Genomic DNA, 17,035 nt, shown 5'->3' with positions numbered 1-17,035 from the left:
CCCGTTGCGGTGCCGTGATGGGGGGACCGTCTGGGGTCACGCCGGGACCGGGAAGGTGCCGTCCGGCTCGACGGTGCGTGATCACCACCGGAAACGGATTGCCGGTGGTGATGGTGCCGCCCGGTCCGCATGACCACCCGCCCACCATCATCACGTCGAGGCACCAGATGATTACGGCAAGTGCCTACGACGCCGCAGCACCAGCCGCGGGGTCCGGGGGCACCCACACGCGGGGCGGGCCCGCCTACTGCCGCCGGCCGACGGCGCAGAGCATCCAGACCGAGTCCCCGTCCGCCGCGGCGTCCGGGATGCTCGGGCGCCACTGCGGCAGGTACACCAGGCCGGGATCGACCAGGTCGTACCCGTCGAACAGGGCGCCGATCTCCTTCGGCGTGCGCAGGATGGCCGGGGACGTCGCACGGGACTTGTACACGTCCGCGGCGGCCGCCGCGCCGCTGCTGTTCACCTCCGGCGAGGTGATGTGGGACAGCGCGAGATGGCTGCCGGGCACCGTACGGTCGCGGAAGGCCGCCACCAGGCCGTGCGGGTCGTCCTCGTCGGCGATGAAGTGCAGCACCGACATGAACAGCACGGCGACCGGTTCGGTGAAGTCGATGAGCCGGTGCAGGTCCGGATGGTCCAGGATCGGGCCCGGGTCGCGCATGTCGGCCTCGATGACCGTCGTGGTGCCGTCGGCGGGCAGCAGCGCGTTCGCGTGGGCGCGCACTATCGGGTCGTTGTCGATATAGACCACGCGCGCGGTCGGGTCGACGGCCTGGGCGACCTCGTGCACGTTGCCCCGGGTCGGCAGCCCGGTGCCGACATCGATGAACTGGCGGATGCCCGCCTCGGCGGCGAGGTATCGCACTGCCCGGCCGAGGAACGCCCGGTTCTCCTGTGCCAGGATCCGCACCTCGGGCGCCGCGCTCAGTACCTGTTCGGCCGCTTCCCGATCAACGGCGAAATTGTCCTTGCCGCCGAGGTAGTAGTCGTACATCCGCGCGGGAGTCGGCCGGTCGGTCCGCAGGTCCCGGATTGTGGAGCGCTCGTCGGGCATGCTGGAAGCGTATTTGATATTGCTTCCCACTCGGCACCGGATCCGGCCTCATGGGTGGAATGTCATATAAAGTCGCCTTTGAGGTTCTCGCTGCCGAGGGTGCGGACCTGGGAGGAGAGCATCGCCCCGGACGTCGCCAGGACGGAGAAGGCGGCGCAGCCGATGAGGGCGATATTCGAGCCGAAGGCGGACGCCGGCGGCCCGGCGGCGAATACTCCGCAGGACGCCAACGCGAGTGACCCGAACCAATCGTAGGAACTGACGCGGGAGAGCGCCGCCGGCGGAACCCGTCTTTGCAGGGTGGTCGTCCACAACGCGAGGAACACGTCACTGCCGGCGCCGGAGACGAACATCGCACCGGCAACGGTCCACAAAGGTGCCCGTATGCCGAGTAGCGGCATGGGGAACGCGATGGGAAGAGTGGCCAGGGCGCCGATGAGCACGGTCGTGCCGGACGGATTCGGGTGGCGATCCCGGCGCCTGCGACGCTGCCGACGGCTTGTGCGCCCACGATCAGCGACCACGCCGTCGCCCCGCCCAGGTCGCGCTGTGCCGTGAGCTGGCCCAATACGACAATGGTGGCGTTCGACGCCGCCACGACCAGAGAGTATTGCAGCACGATGATCCAAAGCCATTGACGGGAACAGAACTCACGCCATCCGTCCGCAGGTCGCGCCAGCCGGGCGCGGCGCGAGTGTGCGCCTTCTCCATGGACCCCAACGAGAGGGTGGCCAATCTGGAGAGCGCGGCCAGAATCGCCAGTGCGAGGATCGACACATGGCCGGCCAGGAACATCGCGGCCATGGTCGCGTAAGCCGCGAAATTCAGCAGATCCGTCACGGCCAGAAGTGCGCCGCGCGAGCGGCGCTCGGCGATCACCCCGCCGATGAGGACGAACATCACCTGGGAAGGCGCGACACCGTGGGAGGGGCGAAGTAGGACCACGAATGGAAGACCCCGCGTATTGATGTCGAAGACCAGCAACCCGCCGGGGGCGAGGAGATTCGCCGCTCCCCGAAGGGCGCTACCGAGCTCTTCCTCGTTCCGGAGGTAGTCGAACGGCTCGCCGAGCGCGACGGCCACGTCGAACTCGCCCAGGTCCGGGAGGCGACGAAGGTCGGCGACCGTGAACCTGACCCGTCCGGCTCCGGGCTTGGCCTGAGCGATGCGCAGCATCTCCGGGAGAGGTCCACGCCGGTCACCGCGTAGCCGGAGGCGGTGAAGCGGATGGCCGCCTTCCCGGTGCCGGACCCCGGATCCACGAGCCGTTTTCCGGGCGCTCCGTATCGGCCGATGAGGCGCTGATACATGGCAACCCATACGTCGTAGTCGTTCCGGCGGGTGTCCGCGTCGTAATTGACCGCCAAGGCGTCATAAAGATTTCGGACGGAATCTCCGGTCGATTTAACGAACTCGAATTCTGCGCCAAATCGTTCACCTTCAGCCAGGCGCGTGACTGTGTTTGCGGTCTCATCCATGACAACGGCTCCCGGAGCGCGAAGGGTTCACCACAAATGTTCACCTTCCGGACGGCGGGCGGACGGGGACCGGTGGGGAAGCGAACCGCTAACCTCCACTCGCCCTTGTCATGGAGGCATACATGCGCATACGTTCCCTGGTCGCCGTCGGCGGTCTCACCCTCACCGCCTTCGCCGGCGCGGTACCCGTCGCCCAGGCGCGTACCGTCCCCGCACCCCCCGCGTACCAGACCGCCGTGCCCGGGGAGTCGGTCGAGGCCGACCGGGTGGACCAGCCGGTCGCGCCCGGCATCGTACGGACCACCTTCGACACGTTCGGCCGCACCGGCTGGACCCGCGTCCACGTCCTGAACGCGGACCTGCGGAACCGCGCGGTCGGCGTCGACCTGGTCGCGGGCAAGGTGAGCGAGGCCCGGCCCCTGTCCCAGGCGGCCGACGCCCAGCGTGCGGTCGCGGCCGTCAACGGGGACTACTTCGACATCACCGAGACCAACGCCGCCAACGGGCCTGAGATCCAGAACGGCACGCCACGCAAGGGCACCGCCCAGCCCTCGACGGTCGCGGCCGTCGGCGACGACGGCATCGCCCGGCTCGCCGACCTCGCCCTGCAGGGCACGGTCACCGTCGCGGGCACGGAGCGGCCGCTCGCCGCCCTCAACTCTGCCTCCGCCCCGGCCGACGGCATCGACGCCTTCACCCCCCAGTGGGGTCCCGGCCTGCGCACGCTGATCCACGACCCCGGCCCGTACACCGAGGTCGTGGCGCGGAACGGCAAGGTAACGCAGGTCAACGACCACGTCACGACGACTCCCGTACCGGACGGCGGGCTCGTCCTGCTCGGCCGCGGCGCCGCGGCCGCACAACTCGCCGCCGCCAAGCCCGGAGACGCCGCCGCGCTGTCCTTCCAGTCCCGGTCCGACGCGAAACTCCGCATGGCCCTGGGCAGCGGCGCGGTGCTCGTACGGGACGGCAAGGCGATCGACTTCCCGCCCGGCGCCGGCAACGACGAGGCCAAGCCGCGGACCGCGATCGGCTGGGCGGACGGCGGGCGCCGCCTGCTCCTCGTCACCGTCGACGGGTCGGCCACCTTCTCGCCGGGGCTGAGCTTCGACGCGACCGCCCAACTGATGGTCCGCCTGGGCGCCACCACCGCGATGATGCTCGACGGTGGCGGCTCCAGCGAACTCGTCGCGCGCCGCCCCGGCGACGCCGGCGTCGGTGTCGTCAACACGCCCTCCGACGGCAGCGAACGGCCGGTGCCGAACGGCGTCGGCCTGTTCAGCCGAACGGGCTCGGGCACCCTCCAGGGACTGGACGTACGGCCGCAGGCCGACCGCGTCTTCCCGGGGCTCACCCGTGACGTGACCGCCGCCGGATACGACGAGACGTACGCCCCGGTGCGGACGCGGAAGGTCTCCTGGCAGGCGGTGCCGGGCCGGCTGGGCCGGGTCGGCGGAGGCGTCTTCCGCGCGGGCGCGTCCGGCCAGGGCACGCTGCGGGCGCGGGACGGGTCGGCCACCGGTGAGCACGCGCTGCGGGTCCTCGGCCCTCTGCACCGGCTCGCGTTCACCCGGCGTGCCGTCACGCTCGACGCGGGCAAGCCGGTGGACCTCGGGCTCACCGGGTACGACGCCGACGGCTTCGACGCGCCCGTCGCGCCGCGCGACGTCACGCTCGACTACGACCACGACGCGATCGACGTGACGACCACGCCCGACGGCTCGATCCGGATCACGGGCCGCGCGGACGCCACGGGCAAGGGCACCACCCTGACCGCGACCGTCGGCGGCGTGACGGCGAAGCTGCCGGTGGCGGTCGGGCTGACGGACAGGTCGCTCGCCGAGTTCGAGCCGGACGAGACGTGGACGGCGTCGGCGGCGCGCGCGACCGCCAAGGTCGCCACCGTCGAGGCGGACGACCGGCCGGGCGCGCCCGCCGGCAACCACGCGCTGCGGCTCACCTACGACTTCACCGGCCAGTCGGCGACCTCGGCCGGGTACGCGGTGGCCCAGCCCGCACCGCTCACCCTGCCCGCCGGCGCGAGCGGTCTCGCGCTCTGGGTGAAGGGCGACGGCAAGGAACACTGGCTGCGCGCCACGCTGCGGTCGCAGGGCACCACGAACGTGCCGTTCACGTTCGCGCTGAGCGTCGACTGGACCGGCTGGCGCCGCGTCACCGGCACACTGCCGACCGGGTTCGCCACGCCGATCACGCTGCTGAACGTCTACGTCGTCGAGACGGCACAGGACAAGAAGGACGCCGGCGAGCTGGAGTTCGACGGCCTCGCCGCCCAGGTCGGGCAGCAGCCCGACACGCAGGAACCGCCGACGCCCGACCCGTACGTCGTCGAACAGGACGCTGTCGACGGAAAGCGCTGGACGTACGCCGTCATGTCGGACCTGCACGTCAGCGCGGCGGCCGGCCCGGACTCGTTCGCCGCGAAGCAGGCGGCCACCGCGCTCGACCAGGCGGTCGCGGCCAAGCCCGACTTCCTGCTCCTGAACGGCGACTTCGTGGACAGCGACGCGCCCGCGGACTTCGCGTTCGCGAACGGCCTGCTGCACGACCACGTACCGGCCGGGCTGCCGGTCTACTGGGTGCCGGGCAACCATGAGGCCGGCGCCTCGGACGGCGGCACGCTCGACGCGTTCAAGGCCGGCACCGGCCGCCCGACCCGGCAGGTGTTCGACCACAAGGGCACCCGCTTCCTCCTGCTGGACTCCCACTCCGGCAGCCTCCGCACCTCCGACTGGGACCAGGTGCCGGCGCTGCGGGAGCAGCTCGACAAGGCGGCGAAGGACCGTACGGTCAAGGACGTCGTCGTCGTCTTCCACCACCCGCCGCACGACCCGTCGGGCGCCGGCTCCTCCCAGCTGTCCGACCAGCTGGAGGCGGGCCTGGTCGAGCGGTGGCTGGCAGCGTTCCGCGAGTCGTCGGGCAAGCCGGTCGCGGTGTTCAGCGGGCACGCGCACACCGCCGCGGTGAACCGGGTGGACGGTGTCCTGGAGGTCAACACCCCCGCCGTGGGCAAGACCCCGTACAGCTCGCCGGACCAAGGCGGCTTCTTCGGCTGGATGAGGGTCGGCGTCGACACGAGCCCGAGCCCGGCCGACTGGCTGCGGGCCGAGAGCCGGCCGGTGATCGACGGCATCCAGCTGACCGCTCCGGCCCGGCTGACGGCGGGCACGTCCGGCCCGGTCTCGGCGAACGGCGTGACGAGCGGCTTCGGCCTCACCTTCCCGCTCCGGTACCCGGCGAGCGTGACCTGGAGCGGCGGCGACGGCCTGGTGGTCGCCGCGTCGAAGCGGGAGGCGGAGGCGGCGCGTCGCCGTCGCGGGACGGTCGCGGTCCTGGACCTCGCGGACGGCACCCTGACCGCCGTACGGCCGGGCGCGGTCACCGTGACCGTCGCCTCGGGCGGGCAGACCAAGTCGGCCATCGTGACCGTCGAACGCTGACCGCGCGTCTCTTGGGTAATTCGGATGACCGCCCGGGCTCCGGGCGGTCATCCTGGAGGGCGTGGGACACAGGACGCGGGTGCGCTGGGCGGCTCTCCTCGCCGGGATGGCGTGCGTCGCCGGGGGGATCGCTCTGGGGTCCGGTCCGTACCACGATCTCCGGGCGTTCGAGAAGGCCGGTTACTGCGGATCCGTCGCCCGGGACGACTGCGTGACGCGGGTGTCCATGACCGTCATCTCGCGCTCGACCTACACGACCGAGGATCCCGATCCGCAGCCCCCACCGCAGCCACCCCCGCAGCCGCCGCCCCAGATCCCCGGCCCGTACTACTGGGGTCCGTCGGTCGCGGCCCTGCCGGTGGGGCGGATCGTGGCGGCCCTGCCGATGTCCCAGACCACGCACTACCAGCTGGTCGTGCGCACCGCGGACGGCAAATCACACACGTTCGGGGTCAGCGGGGACATGTACGACATGGCGCGCGCGGGGACGCGGGGCACGGCCGAGGTCTGGCACGGCCGTATCGTGCGGCTCCGGATCGGCTCCCACAGCGCCGACCAGTGGTCGTACTGGTCGCTGGGTCTGGCCTGGGCGCTCGGCTGGATCGGCGTGATGCTGATCGCCGCCTGGGGCGTGCCGCTCGCCGACGCGGCGCCGCACCTCGCCGCGTTCACCTGGTGGATCGGCATCATCGCGTTCGTCGCGCTGCACACGTGGCGTCCCGCGTTCTGGGTCGTCCCGCTGGCCGGCGGCGGTCTGTTCCTGCTGTACCGCGTCCGTCTCAGCGTCGGCCACCGGAACCGCCGGCCGGCGCGCTGGTGAATTCCGTGTCCGCCGGCCGGCCGGCGGCGGTACGGTCGGTCCTCTAAACGATCTTGGAGGGGTCATGGCCACCGAATCGGCGTGGGAGCGGCTCGACGCCGGTGACGTGGCGGGCGCGATGCGGTCGCTACGGCTCACCGCGAACGAGCTGCCCATCGGCGAACTGGCCCGGGTCACCGGTCGGGCGGCGGAGATGATGGGCTTCGGCGACCTCGCGGAGGCGTCGTCGGCCCTGGCCGCCGACCCCGATCGGCCGCAGGCGCTGTACGAGTTCGGGTACGCCTGCATCGAGCGGGGGGCCGGGTACCTGGCGATCCCGGCGCTGTCCGCGGCGCTGCGGCTGCTGCCGGAGGAAGTGGCGATCCGCGCCGAGCTGGTGGTCGCGCTCGAACGCGAGGGCCGCCACGGCGAGGCGGTCGGCCTCCTGGAGGAGCGCGCCGGGACGCTGAGCCCCTGGCCGTACCGATATCTGCTGGTGTTCAACGCCATCCTGGCCGGCGACCTGGCCACGGCGAGGCGTCACGCCGACCTGCTCCCGCCGCCCGAGGACGACCAGTGGGCGTCGGCTCACGACAAGGTGCTCCGGATGCTCGCCCGCGCGGCGGTGGCGGGTCCGCGCGACGACCGCGACCTGCGCGGCTGGCACTTCGTGCTCACCGGCGGCATCCTCGCCACCCTCTCCCCGTACGGCTTCGACCAGGGCATGACCGGCCGGTACGCCTACACGCAGGACGACTACGGACGCTGCCGGCACGGGCTGGAGCGGCTGAGCCTCATCCTGGCCGCGGCCGGAACGCGGCCCGCGACCGTGTCGCTGCTGCCCGACCGCTCCAGCGAGATCCTCGGCCTGGCCGCGGCCGGGATGCTCGGCGTGCCGGCCGTGCCGTTCGCCCCGGGGCGGCCGGACACGGTCGTGGTCGCCTACGACCTGAGCGAGGCCGACGCCGCACCCGCCCTGCGCGAGCGGGCGCCGGGCCAGGTGCTGTACGAGCACGCGACCTGCTGGACCACGCCACCGGCGGTGCCGGCGGACGTGTCCGGCTATCTCCACCAGGTCTCCGTGCCGCCGTGGGGCGAGACGCTGCGCCGGACGCCGGACGGCTCCGTGGAACGGACGCCCGCCGACGACCGGCCCGCCGAAGAACTCGCCACCGAGATCGCCGGCGCGAACCCCGAACCCGACCCGGGCGACGGCGAGACCCCCGCCGACCCGGACGAGGCCTTGGCGGAGTTCACCAGGACCGTGGCAGGGGAGTGGCGGACGGGAGTCCGCCACCACGTCGCGTCGGCCGGCCCGGTACGCAGCAACCGCTTCGGGTAGACCACGACGGCCAGACGGCGCGCCGGTCAGGCGAAGGCGGCACGGTGGTCGTGGACCCAGGTGGCGAACGTCCGGGGCGGGCGGCCGAGGACGCGCTCGACGTCGTCGGTCAGGACCGCGTTGCCGCCGGCGGCGACGAGGCGTGCGCCACCGACGGCGGTCTCGACGAACACCGGGTCCAGGCCGGCGCCGAGCAGGCTGTCGCGGTACTCCTCCGGGGACAGCGCGACGGTCTCGACGGTACGGCCGAGGGCCTCGCCCAGTCGTGCGGCCATGTCCGGGACGCTCAGCGGCTCCGGCCCGGTCAGGGTGTGGACGTGCCCGTCGAGGGCGGGTGAGGTCAGTGCGCGTGCCGCGACCTCCGCGACGTCCCGCGGGTCGACGACGCCCTGCGCGCCGTCGCCCATCGGATTCGGGATCGGGGCGCCGGAGCGGATCGCGCCGGCCCAGCCCAGCACGTTGGAGGCGAAGCTGGACGGCCGCAGCACCGACCACGCCAGGCCGCTCGACCGTACGGCCCGCTCTCCGGACAGATGCCAGTCGCCGACGCCCGGATGGTCGCCGGTGCCGATCGCCGACAGCTTGACCACCTTGCGCGCGCCCGCCGACCGCGCCGCCGCGAGGATCGCCTCGTCGTGCCGCTCCACCCAGGGCCCCGGCGCGCTCAGCATGAACACGACCTCGGCGCCCTTCGCCGCGTCCGCCAGCGACGACGGGTCGTCGAAGTCTCCCCGTACGACCTCCACGCCGGGCGGCGAGGCCGCCTTGGCGGGGTCGCGCGTCATCGCTCGTGTCCGTGTACCGCCGGCCGCCAGCAGCCGGACCACTTCTCTGCCGATGGTGCCCGTGGCACCCGTGATCAGGATCATGGACTCCACGCTGCCAGTGCGGGCAGCGGCCGATCTTGTAAAAATCGGCGCTACCGTGTCGCCATGACCAGCGCGTTGATCGAGGAAGCCCACGACCTCAGCGGCCGCGCCGACGAACGGCTCGTGCACGTTCCGGACACCGCCACCGCGCTGGTGTTCCGTACGAGGGCGGACGGCCGCGGCGACCTGGTCGTGGTGGGGCCGCGCACCCGGGCCGCCTACTTCGCCGGCAAGGACCTGCCGGTCTGCCTCCGGGTGCGCCTGCGGCCCGGTACGGCCCGGCCGCTGCTGGGAGTGCCGATCAGCGCGCTCGTGGACCGGGTGACGCCGCTCGCCGACCTGTGGGGCGACGCCGCGGTCCGCCTCGAACGCCGGCTGACGCGGCTCGACGGCGACCGCCCCCTCATCCTCCATCAGCTGGAGGCGGCCCTGGCCGCCCGGACGCGCGGGCCGGACGCCCGCGACGGCCTGGTCGGCGCCGCCGCGGCGGCGCTGGCGGCCCGGCGGCCGGAACGCCTGAGCGACCTCGCCTGGCGGATGGGCGTCAGCGAACGCCACCTGCGCGACCTGCTCGCCGAGGGCGCCGGGCTCACCCCCAAGGCTTTCGCCCGCATCGCCCGCCTCCGCGACGCGCTCGCCCACGGCGGCCGTTCGCCGGGGCTGGCGCAACTCGCCGCGGCCACCGGCTACTACGACCAGTCCCACATGACCGCGGAGTTCCGCAGCATGATGGGCGTGCCTCCCGGAGCGTTCTTCGCGGGCCGCCTCCCCGCCCTCCAACGCTGCTGACCGCCGCGCCATGGACATTCCCGGTCATCGCCGCGAAGCTGAACCGGGCGCGCCCTCGTCGCGATGACCGGTACGGGTTCGCCAGGTGATCAGGAGGCACGCCGTGACCGTGGACTCGTCCGGTTCGCCGCCGTACGTCGCCCGGTTCCAGCGCACCGCCATCGCTCTGATGATCCTCTTCGGTCCCGGTTCGGCGGTCGTGATCTCGGCGCTCACCGACGTCGGGGTGATCACCGCCCGTCAGGGGGGCTTACTCGGACTCGTCGTCTCGATTCCCGCGCTGGTCACGATGGGCCTCGGCGTCGCCCGCCTGTTCCGGAGCCTGCGCAGCGGCGGCGTGGCTCTCGCCGTCGACGCCCACGGGATCTACTTCGGCGCCCAGCCGCTCGACGCACCCCGAAGGTTCTCCTGGGATGAGATTAGCGCGCTCGTCCTCTTCTCCCGGCGCACCGAATTCGTCCAGGGCACGGTGAGATGCGTCGGCGTCCGTCTCCACCCCTGCGCGGCCGGCTCCCCGGAACGTCACCTCCGGGATCTGGACCAGGCACTGGCCGATTCCCGGCTCTCGGCGCGGGAGCGGGAGGAACTGAACCGGCTGCGGGACTTCGACCTGGAGACGGCGGTCAGTTTTCACATCGAGGTCCGCGGCTGGCGGCGCCGCCCGGCTCAGTTGAGGAAGGCGATGCGCGGGCACGCTCCCGGCGTGCCCGTCATCGAAAGACGCTCCGACGCCTATCACGAGCTGGTCGGCTGGCGCGCCGCCCGGGACCTGACCGAACGGGTCAGGACGACGTGGCCCTGATCGTTCACCGGAAAGTGCTTTCCCTCCCTCGTATTCCGGTTTAGCGTCCCGGGTGCGCGAATCGACTCCCCGGATTCCCCGCTGCCCTCGGGAGGTTTGATGCCGTTCCACCGAACCATTCGCCGGGCCGTCACCGCCGTCGCGCAGCCACGACAAGCCGACCAGCAACGACAACAACTGCGTCGACGCTTCGAGCTCCGTCGGCATCTATTCGGGCAGTGCCAACAAAGACCTCGGCTCGTGCCTGGACGACATCAAGTACTGGCTCGCCGCACATCCCGCCCAGGGGCCGGTCTTCGTCAAAGTGGAGCTGAAGGCCGGTTTCCAGAACAATTACGGAATGGGACCGAGCGCATTCGACGCCGAGGTGAACTCCCATCTCGGGAACGTCCTCTTCCGCCCCGCCGACCTGCTCGGATCCCACGCGACCCTCGACGACGCCGCCAAGGCGAACGCCTGGCCGAGCCGGTCCGCGCTGGCCGGCAAGGTCATCGTCTACGTCATCCCCGGCACGGGCGAGCTGGGCAACCCGACCGACACCCTGCACACGGACGTCGAGTACGCCACCTACCTGAAGAACCTCAAGGCGGCCGGGAACGTCCGGACCGCCACGACCTTCCCCGCCGTGCTCGGCGCGCTGACCGGGGACCCCCGCGCGCAGTACACGGACGCGAGCATCCGGCCGTGGTTCGTGGTCTTCGACGGGGACGCCGCGACGTACGTCGCCGGGGTCGACACCTCCTGGTACGACACGAACCACTACCTGCTGACCATGACCGACGCCCACAACGTGCCGCCGGCCCTGTCCGACACCGACCCGCCGGTGGCGGACGCCAAGGACCGGGTCGCCGAGCTGGCCGGTGACCACGCGAGCGTGGTGTCCTGCGACTGGTACGGCCTGCCGTCCGTGCTGTCGGAGACGCTGCCGCGCGGCTGAGACGAGAGGACCTCCCGGCACGGACCGTGCCGGGGAGGTCTCGCGTACGCGGCTCAGTCGTCGCCGGACGAGAGGCCGAGCTGCTTGACGTCGTCGTTCTCCGGGAACGCGGCGGCGGGCGGGGGAAGAACCCCCGCCCGCCGCCGTCGTCCGCTCCTACGGGGTCAGCCGCAGGACCTGGGGGTCGTGGTCGCTCGTCTGCTCGGTGTACTCGGCGTTGATGTGGACGACCTGGTACCGCACCCCGCGTATGCCGGGGCTCACCAGGATGTGGTCGAGCACCTCGGAGATGCCGTCGTACACGTAGGTGTACCGCTCGTCACGGGGGAGCGTGCTGATCAGGTCGGTGAGGATCGGCCGGCCGTGACCGGTGGGCGAGCCGGTCCGAAGGACGGACAGCGCCGGGCTGAACTGGTAGTCGTTCAGGTCGCCGAGCACCACCACGTTCGCCTTCCGGTCGACCCGCTGGAGCTCGCCGACGAAGTCGTGCACGGCGGTGGCCTGGGCCGCGCGCTGCTCCGCCGACGCCTGCGCGGGGTACTGGAAGCGGCCGTCCGCGTTCTGGTCGCCCAGCTTGGAGTCGAAGTGGTTGGCGATGACGAACACCGGTTCGTTCCGGAAGCGGAACTCGCCCGCGAGCGGCTTGCGGCTGGCGTTCCACGCGGCGTTGGCCGGGTCGATCCGGCCCGGCGACAGGCTGAGCGCGGGCTTGCCCCTGAGCTTCTGCACCGCGGCCGGGGTGGTCGAGCGGTTCACCGAGGACGAGCCCCGGTCCACGAACGACACCCGCGCCGGGTTGAACAGGAACACCACCCGGATGTTGCCGCCGGGCTGCCCGCCGTCCTGGTCGTTGACCGGGTCGATCTCACGCCAGTCGTACTTCGGCCCGCCCGCCGCGACGATCGCCGCGGTCAGCTTGGTCAGCGTCTGGTCGGCCGCGACCACGCCGTTGTCGGTGGCGCCGGTGTTGTCCTGCACCTCCTCGACCGCGACGATGTCGGGCTTCGCCAGGTTCGTCACGACGCCCTGCGCGAGCCGCGTGTACTTGTCGGCCGGGTCGCCGGGCGCGAGGTTCTCCACGTTGTACGTCGCGACCGCGAGCTGCCTGCGGCTCTGCGGAGTGGCGACGACGGGCGGCAGGTTCTTGTGCCGGACGGTGCCGACCTGCGTCGCGGCGATCGTGTAGCCGCCGTACAGCGAGTAGTCGACCGGCCCGCCGGTCGCGCCCTGGAAGACGTCGCCGACCGAGACGCCCGGGTCGCTCCCGTCGACGGGGACGACCTCGACCCGGCCGGACGGCACGGCGTTCTCGGCACGCAGCTCGGTGCCGCCGCGGTACGTCGGCGCCTGCGACGGCTTGGTGGTGACGTACTGCTCGCCGTAGGCGTTGGAGGGGCCGACCACGCGGGCGTCGTCGACCTCGACGCGCATGCCCTCGCGCGACTCCCAGAAGTCCAGCGCCGAGCGGTCCGGCGTGACCGGCGTCGACTCGATGTTCGCCCCGCCGAGATCCGGGGCGTACGCCGACGGCACGGTGGTGGGCGTGATGACCTCGGCGGCCGGCAGGGCGTCGCCGTGGGACAGGACGCTCGCGGACGCGCCGCTGATCTCGGTCACCGACAGGTTCGAGGTGTTCTGGACCGTGTCGCCGCTCGCGAGCGGGTAGTAGTCCTTGACCGTGCCCGAGACGAGCACGGAGTCGCCGACCGCCACGCCCGGCGAGGTCGAGTAGACGAACAGGCCCTCGCTGGTGGCCGGGTCCGCGTCCGGCGTCGGGTCCTGGATCCAGTAGCCGCGGCTGCTGCCCGTCGTACGGATCGCGGTCACGATGCCGGGCACGTTCGTGACGTGCTCGTTGTTGTGCGGGGACAGCCAGCTCGCGCCCTGGATGTCGTGGATGCGGAGCGGGCCGGGCTCCCCGCCGCCACCGTCCCCTCCGCCACCGCCGGCGTTGGCGGCGCCGGGCGTCGGGTTGCCCGCGGTGAAGTCGGCGGAGTTGTCGTCGCTGTCCGCCTTGTCGGAACGTTGCACCGAGGCGGTGTTGGACGCGCCCGCAGCGGGGGCCGTCTCTCGCAGCGCCGCCGTCCCGTAGCCGACCAGGTCGACCGAGGCGCTCTGGCAGGCCGCCGGGTCCGCGCAGGTCAGGGCCGTGGTGCCGGAGACGAGGGCGACCGTGCCGGAGGTGGCGGACATCGCGATGCCGCCGCTCGCCTGCGTCTCCGGCAGCGCCTGCGTGCCGCCCGCCCCCTTCGCCTCGCCGACCAGGTAGAAGCCGCCCGGGGCGATCGAACCGCTGAGCGTGGTGACCTGCCACGTGCCGGTCGCGCCGCCGGCGTGGTACTGGACCGACCAGCCGTCGAGGCTCACCGCGGCGTCGCTCCGGTTCGTGAGCTCGATGAAGTCATTGGTGTAGGTGGCGCCCGAGTTCCCCCCGCCGCCGTACACCTCGTTGATCACCACCGACGTCGCCGGCGTGGCGTTCGCCGATGCGTCGCCGCCGGCCACCAGCGCGGCGAGCGCGAGTCCGCACACGGCGGTACCCGCGGTCGCCCGCGTCAGCCCGGACATGACATGGACGCGCAAGAGATCCTCCGATGACCGTTTTATGTCGGTCACCCATGATGGAGGGGAGATGACCGCGATGAAATGGCGCGGAAGCGTCTATCTCGCGAACGGTCGGCCCGTGCCGTAACGGTCGTTCAGGCCACCGGGGACGCAGCGTGAGCGAACGGACACTCAGGCGCCGTACGGTGGGCGAACCCGCCCAACCGGTGCCGCCAGAACCGGCGAATTCCGCCGTCGCCGACCCGCCCCGGCTCCGCTAGAGGCTCCCTGGGCATGGCCGCCCGAGGTGGCCGGAATCGGCCGATCCCTCGCCGACCGTCACCGAACACAATGCCTCCGGAGAAAAGTGTTATCCGCCGGACCTCCGCGGCGTCTCCTGACCATGAGAGAGTTCAGTGCCGTGGTGACCCCGCCCCTGCCCAGCGTCAGGACGGTCCGCGCGGCCCAGCGTGGTGATCAGCGGGCGCTCGCGGACGTCGCCTCCGGTTGTCTTCCGCTCCTCTACAACATCGTCGGCCGGGCGTTGAACGGCCACCCGGACGTGGACGACGTCGTGCAGGAGACGGTGCTGCGCGCGCTGCGCGGCATCTCCTCGCTCCGGCGGCCCGGCGCGTTCCGTTCGTGGCTGGTCGCGGTGGCGGTCCGCCAGATCCGCGACCACCACCGGGCCCGGCCGCCCGTGACCCCGCTCGACGACGTGCCCGAGGTGGCCGACCCGGGCGGCGACTTCGCCGACGTCACGATCCTGCGGCTGAGCCTGTCCGGCCAGCGCAAGGAGATCGCCGAGGCGACCCGCTGGCTCGATTCCGACGACCGGGAACTGCTGTCGCTGTGGTGGCTGGAGGAGGGCGGCGTGCTCGACCGCGCCGACCTCGTGGCCGCGCTCGACCAGCCCGGCCCGCACGTCGCCGTACGCGTCCAGCGGATGAAGCGGCAGCTCGACCTCGCCCGCGCCATCGTACGGGCGCTCGGTGATCCGGAGCGGTGCGCCGGACTCGCGGCTCTCGCGGCGGACTGGGACGGACGGCCCGCGCCGCTGTGGCGCAAGCGGTTCGCCCGGCACATCCGCGACTGCGCGGGCTGCTCGGCCCGCTCCTCGGACCTGATCCCGGCGGAGCGGCTGCTGGCCTCGCTGCCGCTGGTGCCCGCCCCGGCCGCCCTCGCGCACCCGAGCCCGCCCGGCCACGGCCTTCCCCGTACCGGCAGGGCGGTCCACCTGCCGGTGAAGGCGCTCATCGCCGTGCCCCTCGCCGCCGGGGCCGTCGCGGGCCTCGTGGGGTTCGCCACGATCGGCCGCGGCGGCGAGCGCCCCGCCGCCGCGTCCCGGCCCGCCGCCGCCCCCCGCTCCCCGGCCGCCGCCGACCCGGCGCGCCCGCCGGTCCGTACCCCGGCCGCGCCGGCCCTGGTGCCCAAGGGCCACCCGCCGGCCGCGCACGCGGCGGGCTCGTGCGCGAAGGGCGTCGCCACCTGGAAGGCGGCGGGGGTGAGCCCGGCGCTCAAGGCCTCCGGCGCCTGCTGGTACTACGACTGGGGCGCGGACAGCACCGGGATCACCACACCGCGCGGCGTCGAGTTCGTGCCGATGATCTGGGGTGCGGACTCGGTCACCGCCACGACCCTCGCCCGGGTCAAGGCGCGGGGCCGTACGCTGCTCGGCTTCAACGAACCGGACTGGAAGGGGCAGGCGGAGATGACGCCCGCCCAGGCGCTCAAGCTGTGGCCGAAGCTCATGGGCACCGGGATGCGGCTCGGCAGCCCGGCGGTCGCGGCGAACGGCGACAAGGCGGGCGGCTGGCTGGACGAGTTCATGAGCGGTGCGGCCGCGCGCCACTACCGCGTCGACTTCATCACGCTGCACTGGTACGGCACGGACTTCACCACGCCGGACGCGGTCGCCCAGCTTCGCCGCTACGTGCGGGCGGTGTACGCGCGCTACCACAAGCCGATCTGGCTGACGGAGTTCGCGCTGATCCGCTTCGGCTCGCCCAACGTGTACCCCACGGGGCCACAGCAGGCCGCCTTTCTCAAGGCGTCGACGGCGATGCTCACGCGTCTGCACGGCGTCGAGCGCTACGCCTGGTTCGCCCTGCCGACCCCGAAGGACGGCGGCACCGGGCTGTTCACCGCGACGGGCACGCCCACGACCGTCGGCAGGGCATTCCAGGACCTCCCGCGCACTTCGCCCTGACTCGTGAGCTCGCGGGTGCCCGGTCTCCGCGGAACACGACCGACCCGGTGCCAGGTACTTACCCGACCGGCCCGGTCAGGAAGAGCCGGACGGGTACAACGACGACGGCGAGCGATCACCCAACCGCGAGAACGGACCCTGAAAATGACATCTTTCCGGCTCGATGAGGAGGCGGCGCGTGACTGGGTGACCGGCCTGATCATTGCCTATGAGCTCGCCGGGCTGAACGGCGGTGACGACGATTCCGACTTCGATTCCGACTTCGCGTCGACGCCGCAGCTCGGCATGGACTGGCGGCCGCGCGAACCCGGCCAGGAGGACGCCGTCGCCGCGCTGGTGCGCTGTGCCCAGAAACAGCCCGGAATTCTGGTTCCCGCGCAGAACGCGGAAGTGGCCATCGAATTCGTCGACGACGGGGACGACTGGAGCTATCGCTTCCTGTTCCAGGTCCGGGCGCCGGTGCCGGTGACGCTCATCTCCCCGCCCAGAGAGGTCTACCGCATCGGCGAGGACCGCGCGTTCGGCGTCGACGCGGCCATCGGAGTGCTGCGTGAGGCGGCATCGGCCGCGGCGGCCCTGCAGGAGCGGCTGGAGGCGTTCGTCGAAGCGTCCACCCGCGTCCGGCGTCCGGCTCGGTGACGACGGGATCCCGTCCGTGAACCATTCATAAGAGGCATCCGGTCGGCGTTGTCCACCCTCGTGTCCGGTTGAGGACGCGGGGCGTTCTTTACCTCCCTTTGGGTTGACCGTT

General features: G+C 72.3%; 13 protein-coding genes. 8 read left to right on the top strand and 5 right to left on the bottom strand.

Features of this window, described 5'->3' with window-relative positions:
* Positions 1-244: 244 nt before the first annotated feature.
* The 3 genes from QSK37_RS12020 to QSK37_RS12010 form a co-directional block, all read right to left on the bottom strand.
* Complete coding sequence (locus QSK37_RS12020; RefSeq protein WP_285619824.1) at positions 245-1,057, bottom strand: SAM-dependent methyltransferase; 813 nt, start codon at positions 1,055-1,057, stop codon at positions 245-247.
* A 62-nt stretch (positions 1,058-1,119) separates the two neighbouring features.
* Positions 1,120-1,500 carry an MFS transporter gene (locus QSK37_RS12015; protein WP_285619823.1) on the bottom strand — a complete coding sequence of 127 codons (381 nt, stop codon included), beginning with the start codon at positions 1,498-1,500 and terminating at the stop codon, positions 1,120-1,122.
* Positions 1,501-1,570: 70 nt separating this feature from the next.
* Entirely contained in the window at positions 1,571-2,233 is a 663-nt protein-coding gene (locus tag QSK37_RS12010) for a class I SAM-dependent methyltransferase (protein WP_285619820.1), read from the bottom strand.
* Between the two features lie 424 nt (positions 2,234-2,657).
* Between QSK37_RS12010 and QSK37_RS12005 the strand changes: the two genes are divergently transcribed.
* From QSK37_RS12005 to QSK37_RS11995, 3 genes are all read left to right on the top strand, one after another.
* Positions 2,658-5,993 carry a phosphodiester glycosidase family protein gene (locus QSK37_RS12005; protein ID WP_285619819.1) on the top strand — a complete coding sequence of 1,112 codons (3,336 nt, stop codon included), beginning with the start codon at positions 2,658-2,660 and terminating at the stop codon, positions 5,991-5,993.
* Between the two features lie 61 nt (positions 5,994-6,054).
* On the top strand, positions 6,055-6,813 hold the full coding sequence (locus QSK37_RS12000; protein ID WP_285619818.1) for a hypothetical protein: 759 nt from the start codon (positions 6,055-6,057) through the stop codon (positions 6,811-6,813).
* A gap of 64 nt (positions 6,814-6,877) precedes the next feature.
* On the top strand, positions 6,878-8,134 hold the full coding sequence (locus tag QSK37_RS11995; protein WP_285619817.1) for a tetratricopeptide repeat protein: 1,257 nt from the start codon (positions 6,878-6,880) through the stop codon (positions 8,132-8,134).
* Positions 8,135-8,160: 26 nt separating this feature from the next.
* Here the strand turns inward: QSK37_RS11995 and QSK37_RS11990 are convergent, their stop codons facing one another.
* On the bottom strand, positions 8,161-9,003 hold the full coding sequence (locus QSK37_RS11990) for an SDR family oxidoreductase (protein ID WP_285619815.1): 843 nt from the start codon (positions 9,001-9,003) through the stop codon (positions 8,161-8,163).
* Positions 9,004-9,066: 63 nt separating this feature from the next.
* Here QSK37_RS11990 and QSK37_RS11985 point away from each other — a divergent pair, with 63 nt between their 5' ends.
* From QSK37_RS11985 to QSK37_RS11975, 3 genes are all read left to right on the top strand, one after another.
* Positions 9,067-9,792, top strand: coding sequence for a helix-turn-helix transcriptional regulator (locus QSK37_RS11985; protein WP_285619813.1), 726 nt, complete (start codon positions 9,067-9,069; stop codon positions 9,790-9,792).
* A 103-nt stretch (positions 9,793-9,895) separates the two neighbouring features.
* The gene (locus QSK37_RS11980) at positions 9,896-10,594 is read left to right on the top strand and encodes a hypothetical protein (RefSeq protein WP_285619812.1); all 699 of its coding nucleotides are present in this window, start codon (positions 9,896-9,898) and stop codon (positions 10,592-10,594) included.
* Between the two features lie 205 nt (positions 10,595-10,799).
* Positions 10,800-11,531 (top strand): Ca2+-dependent phosphoinositide-specific phospholipase C, encoded by a 732-nt coding sequence (locus tag QSK37_RS11975; RefSeq protein WP_285620094.1) that lies wholly within the window; start codon positions 10,800-10,802, stop codon positions 11,529-11,531.
* 156 nt (positions 11,532-11,687) lie between these two features.
* Here QSK37_RS11975 and QSK37_RS11970 read toward each other — a convergent pair whose 3' ends face one another.
* Positions 11,688-14,114, bottom strand: coding sequence for a DUF8508 domain-containing protein (locus QSK37_RS11970; protein ID WP_285619811.1), 2,427 nt, complete (start codon positions 14,112-14,114; stop codon positions 11,688-11,690).
* 364 nt (positions 14,115-14,478) lie between these two features.
* Here QSK37_RS11970 and QSK37_RS11965 point away from each other — a divergent pair, with 364 nt between their 5' ends.
* Positions 14,479-16,284, top strand: a complete 1,806-nt coding sequence (locus QSK37_RS11965; RefSeq protein ID WP_285619810.1) for a sigma-70 family RNA polymerase sigma factor — start codon at positions 14,479-14,481, stop codon at positions 16,282-16,284.
* A gap of 186 nt (positions 16,285-16,470) precedes the next feature.
* Positions 16,471-16,923 (top strand): hypothetical protein, encoded by a 453-nt coding sequence (locus QSK37_RS11960; RefSeq protein WP_285619809.1) that lies wholly within the window; start codon positions 16,471-16,473, stop codon positions 16,921-16,923.
* Positions 16,924-17,035 lie beyond the last annotated feature (112 nt).

The organism is Actinoallomurus iriomotensis, assembly GCF_030269445.1.
Taxonomy (GTDB): Bacteria; Actinomycetota; Actinomycetes; order Streptosporangiales; family Streptosporangiaceae; genus Actinoallomurus; species Actinoallomurus iriomotensis.
This window is presented reverse-complemented; position numbering and strand designations above follow the sequence as displayed.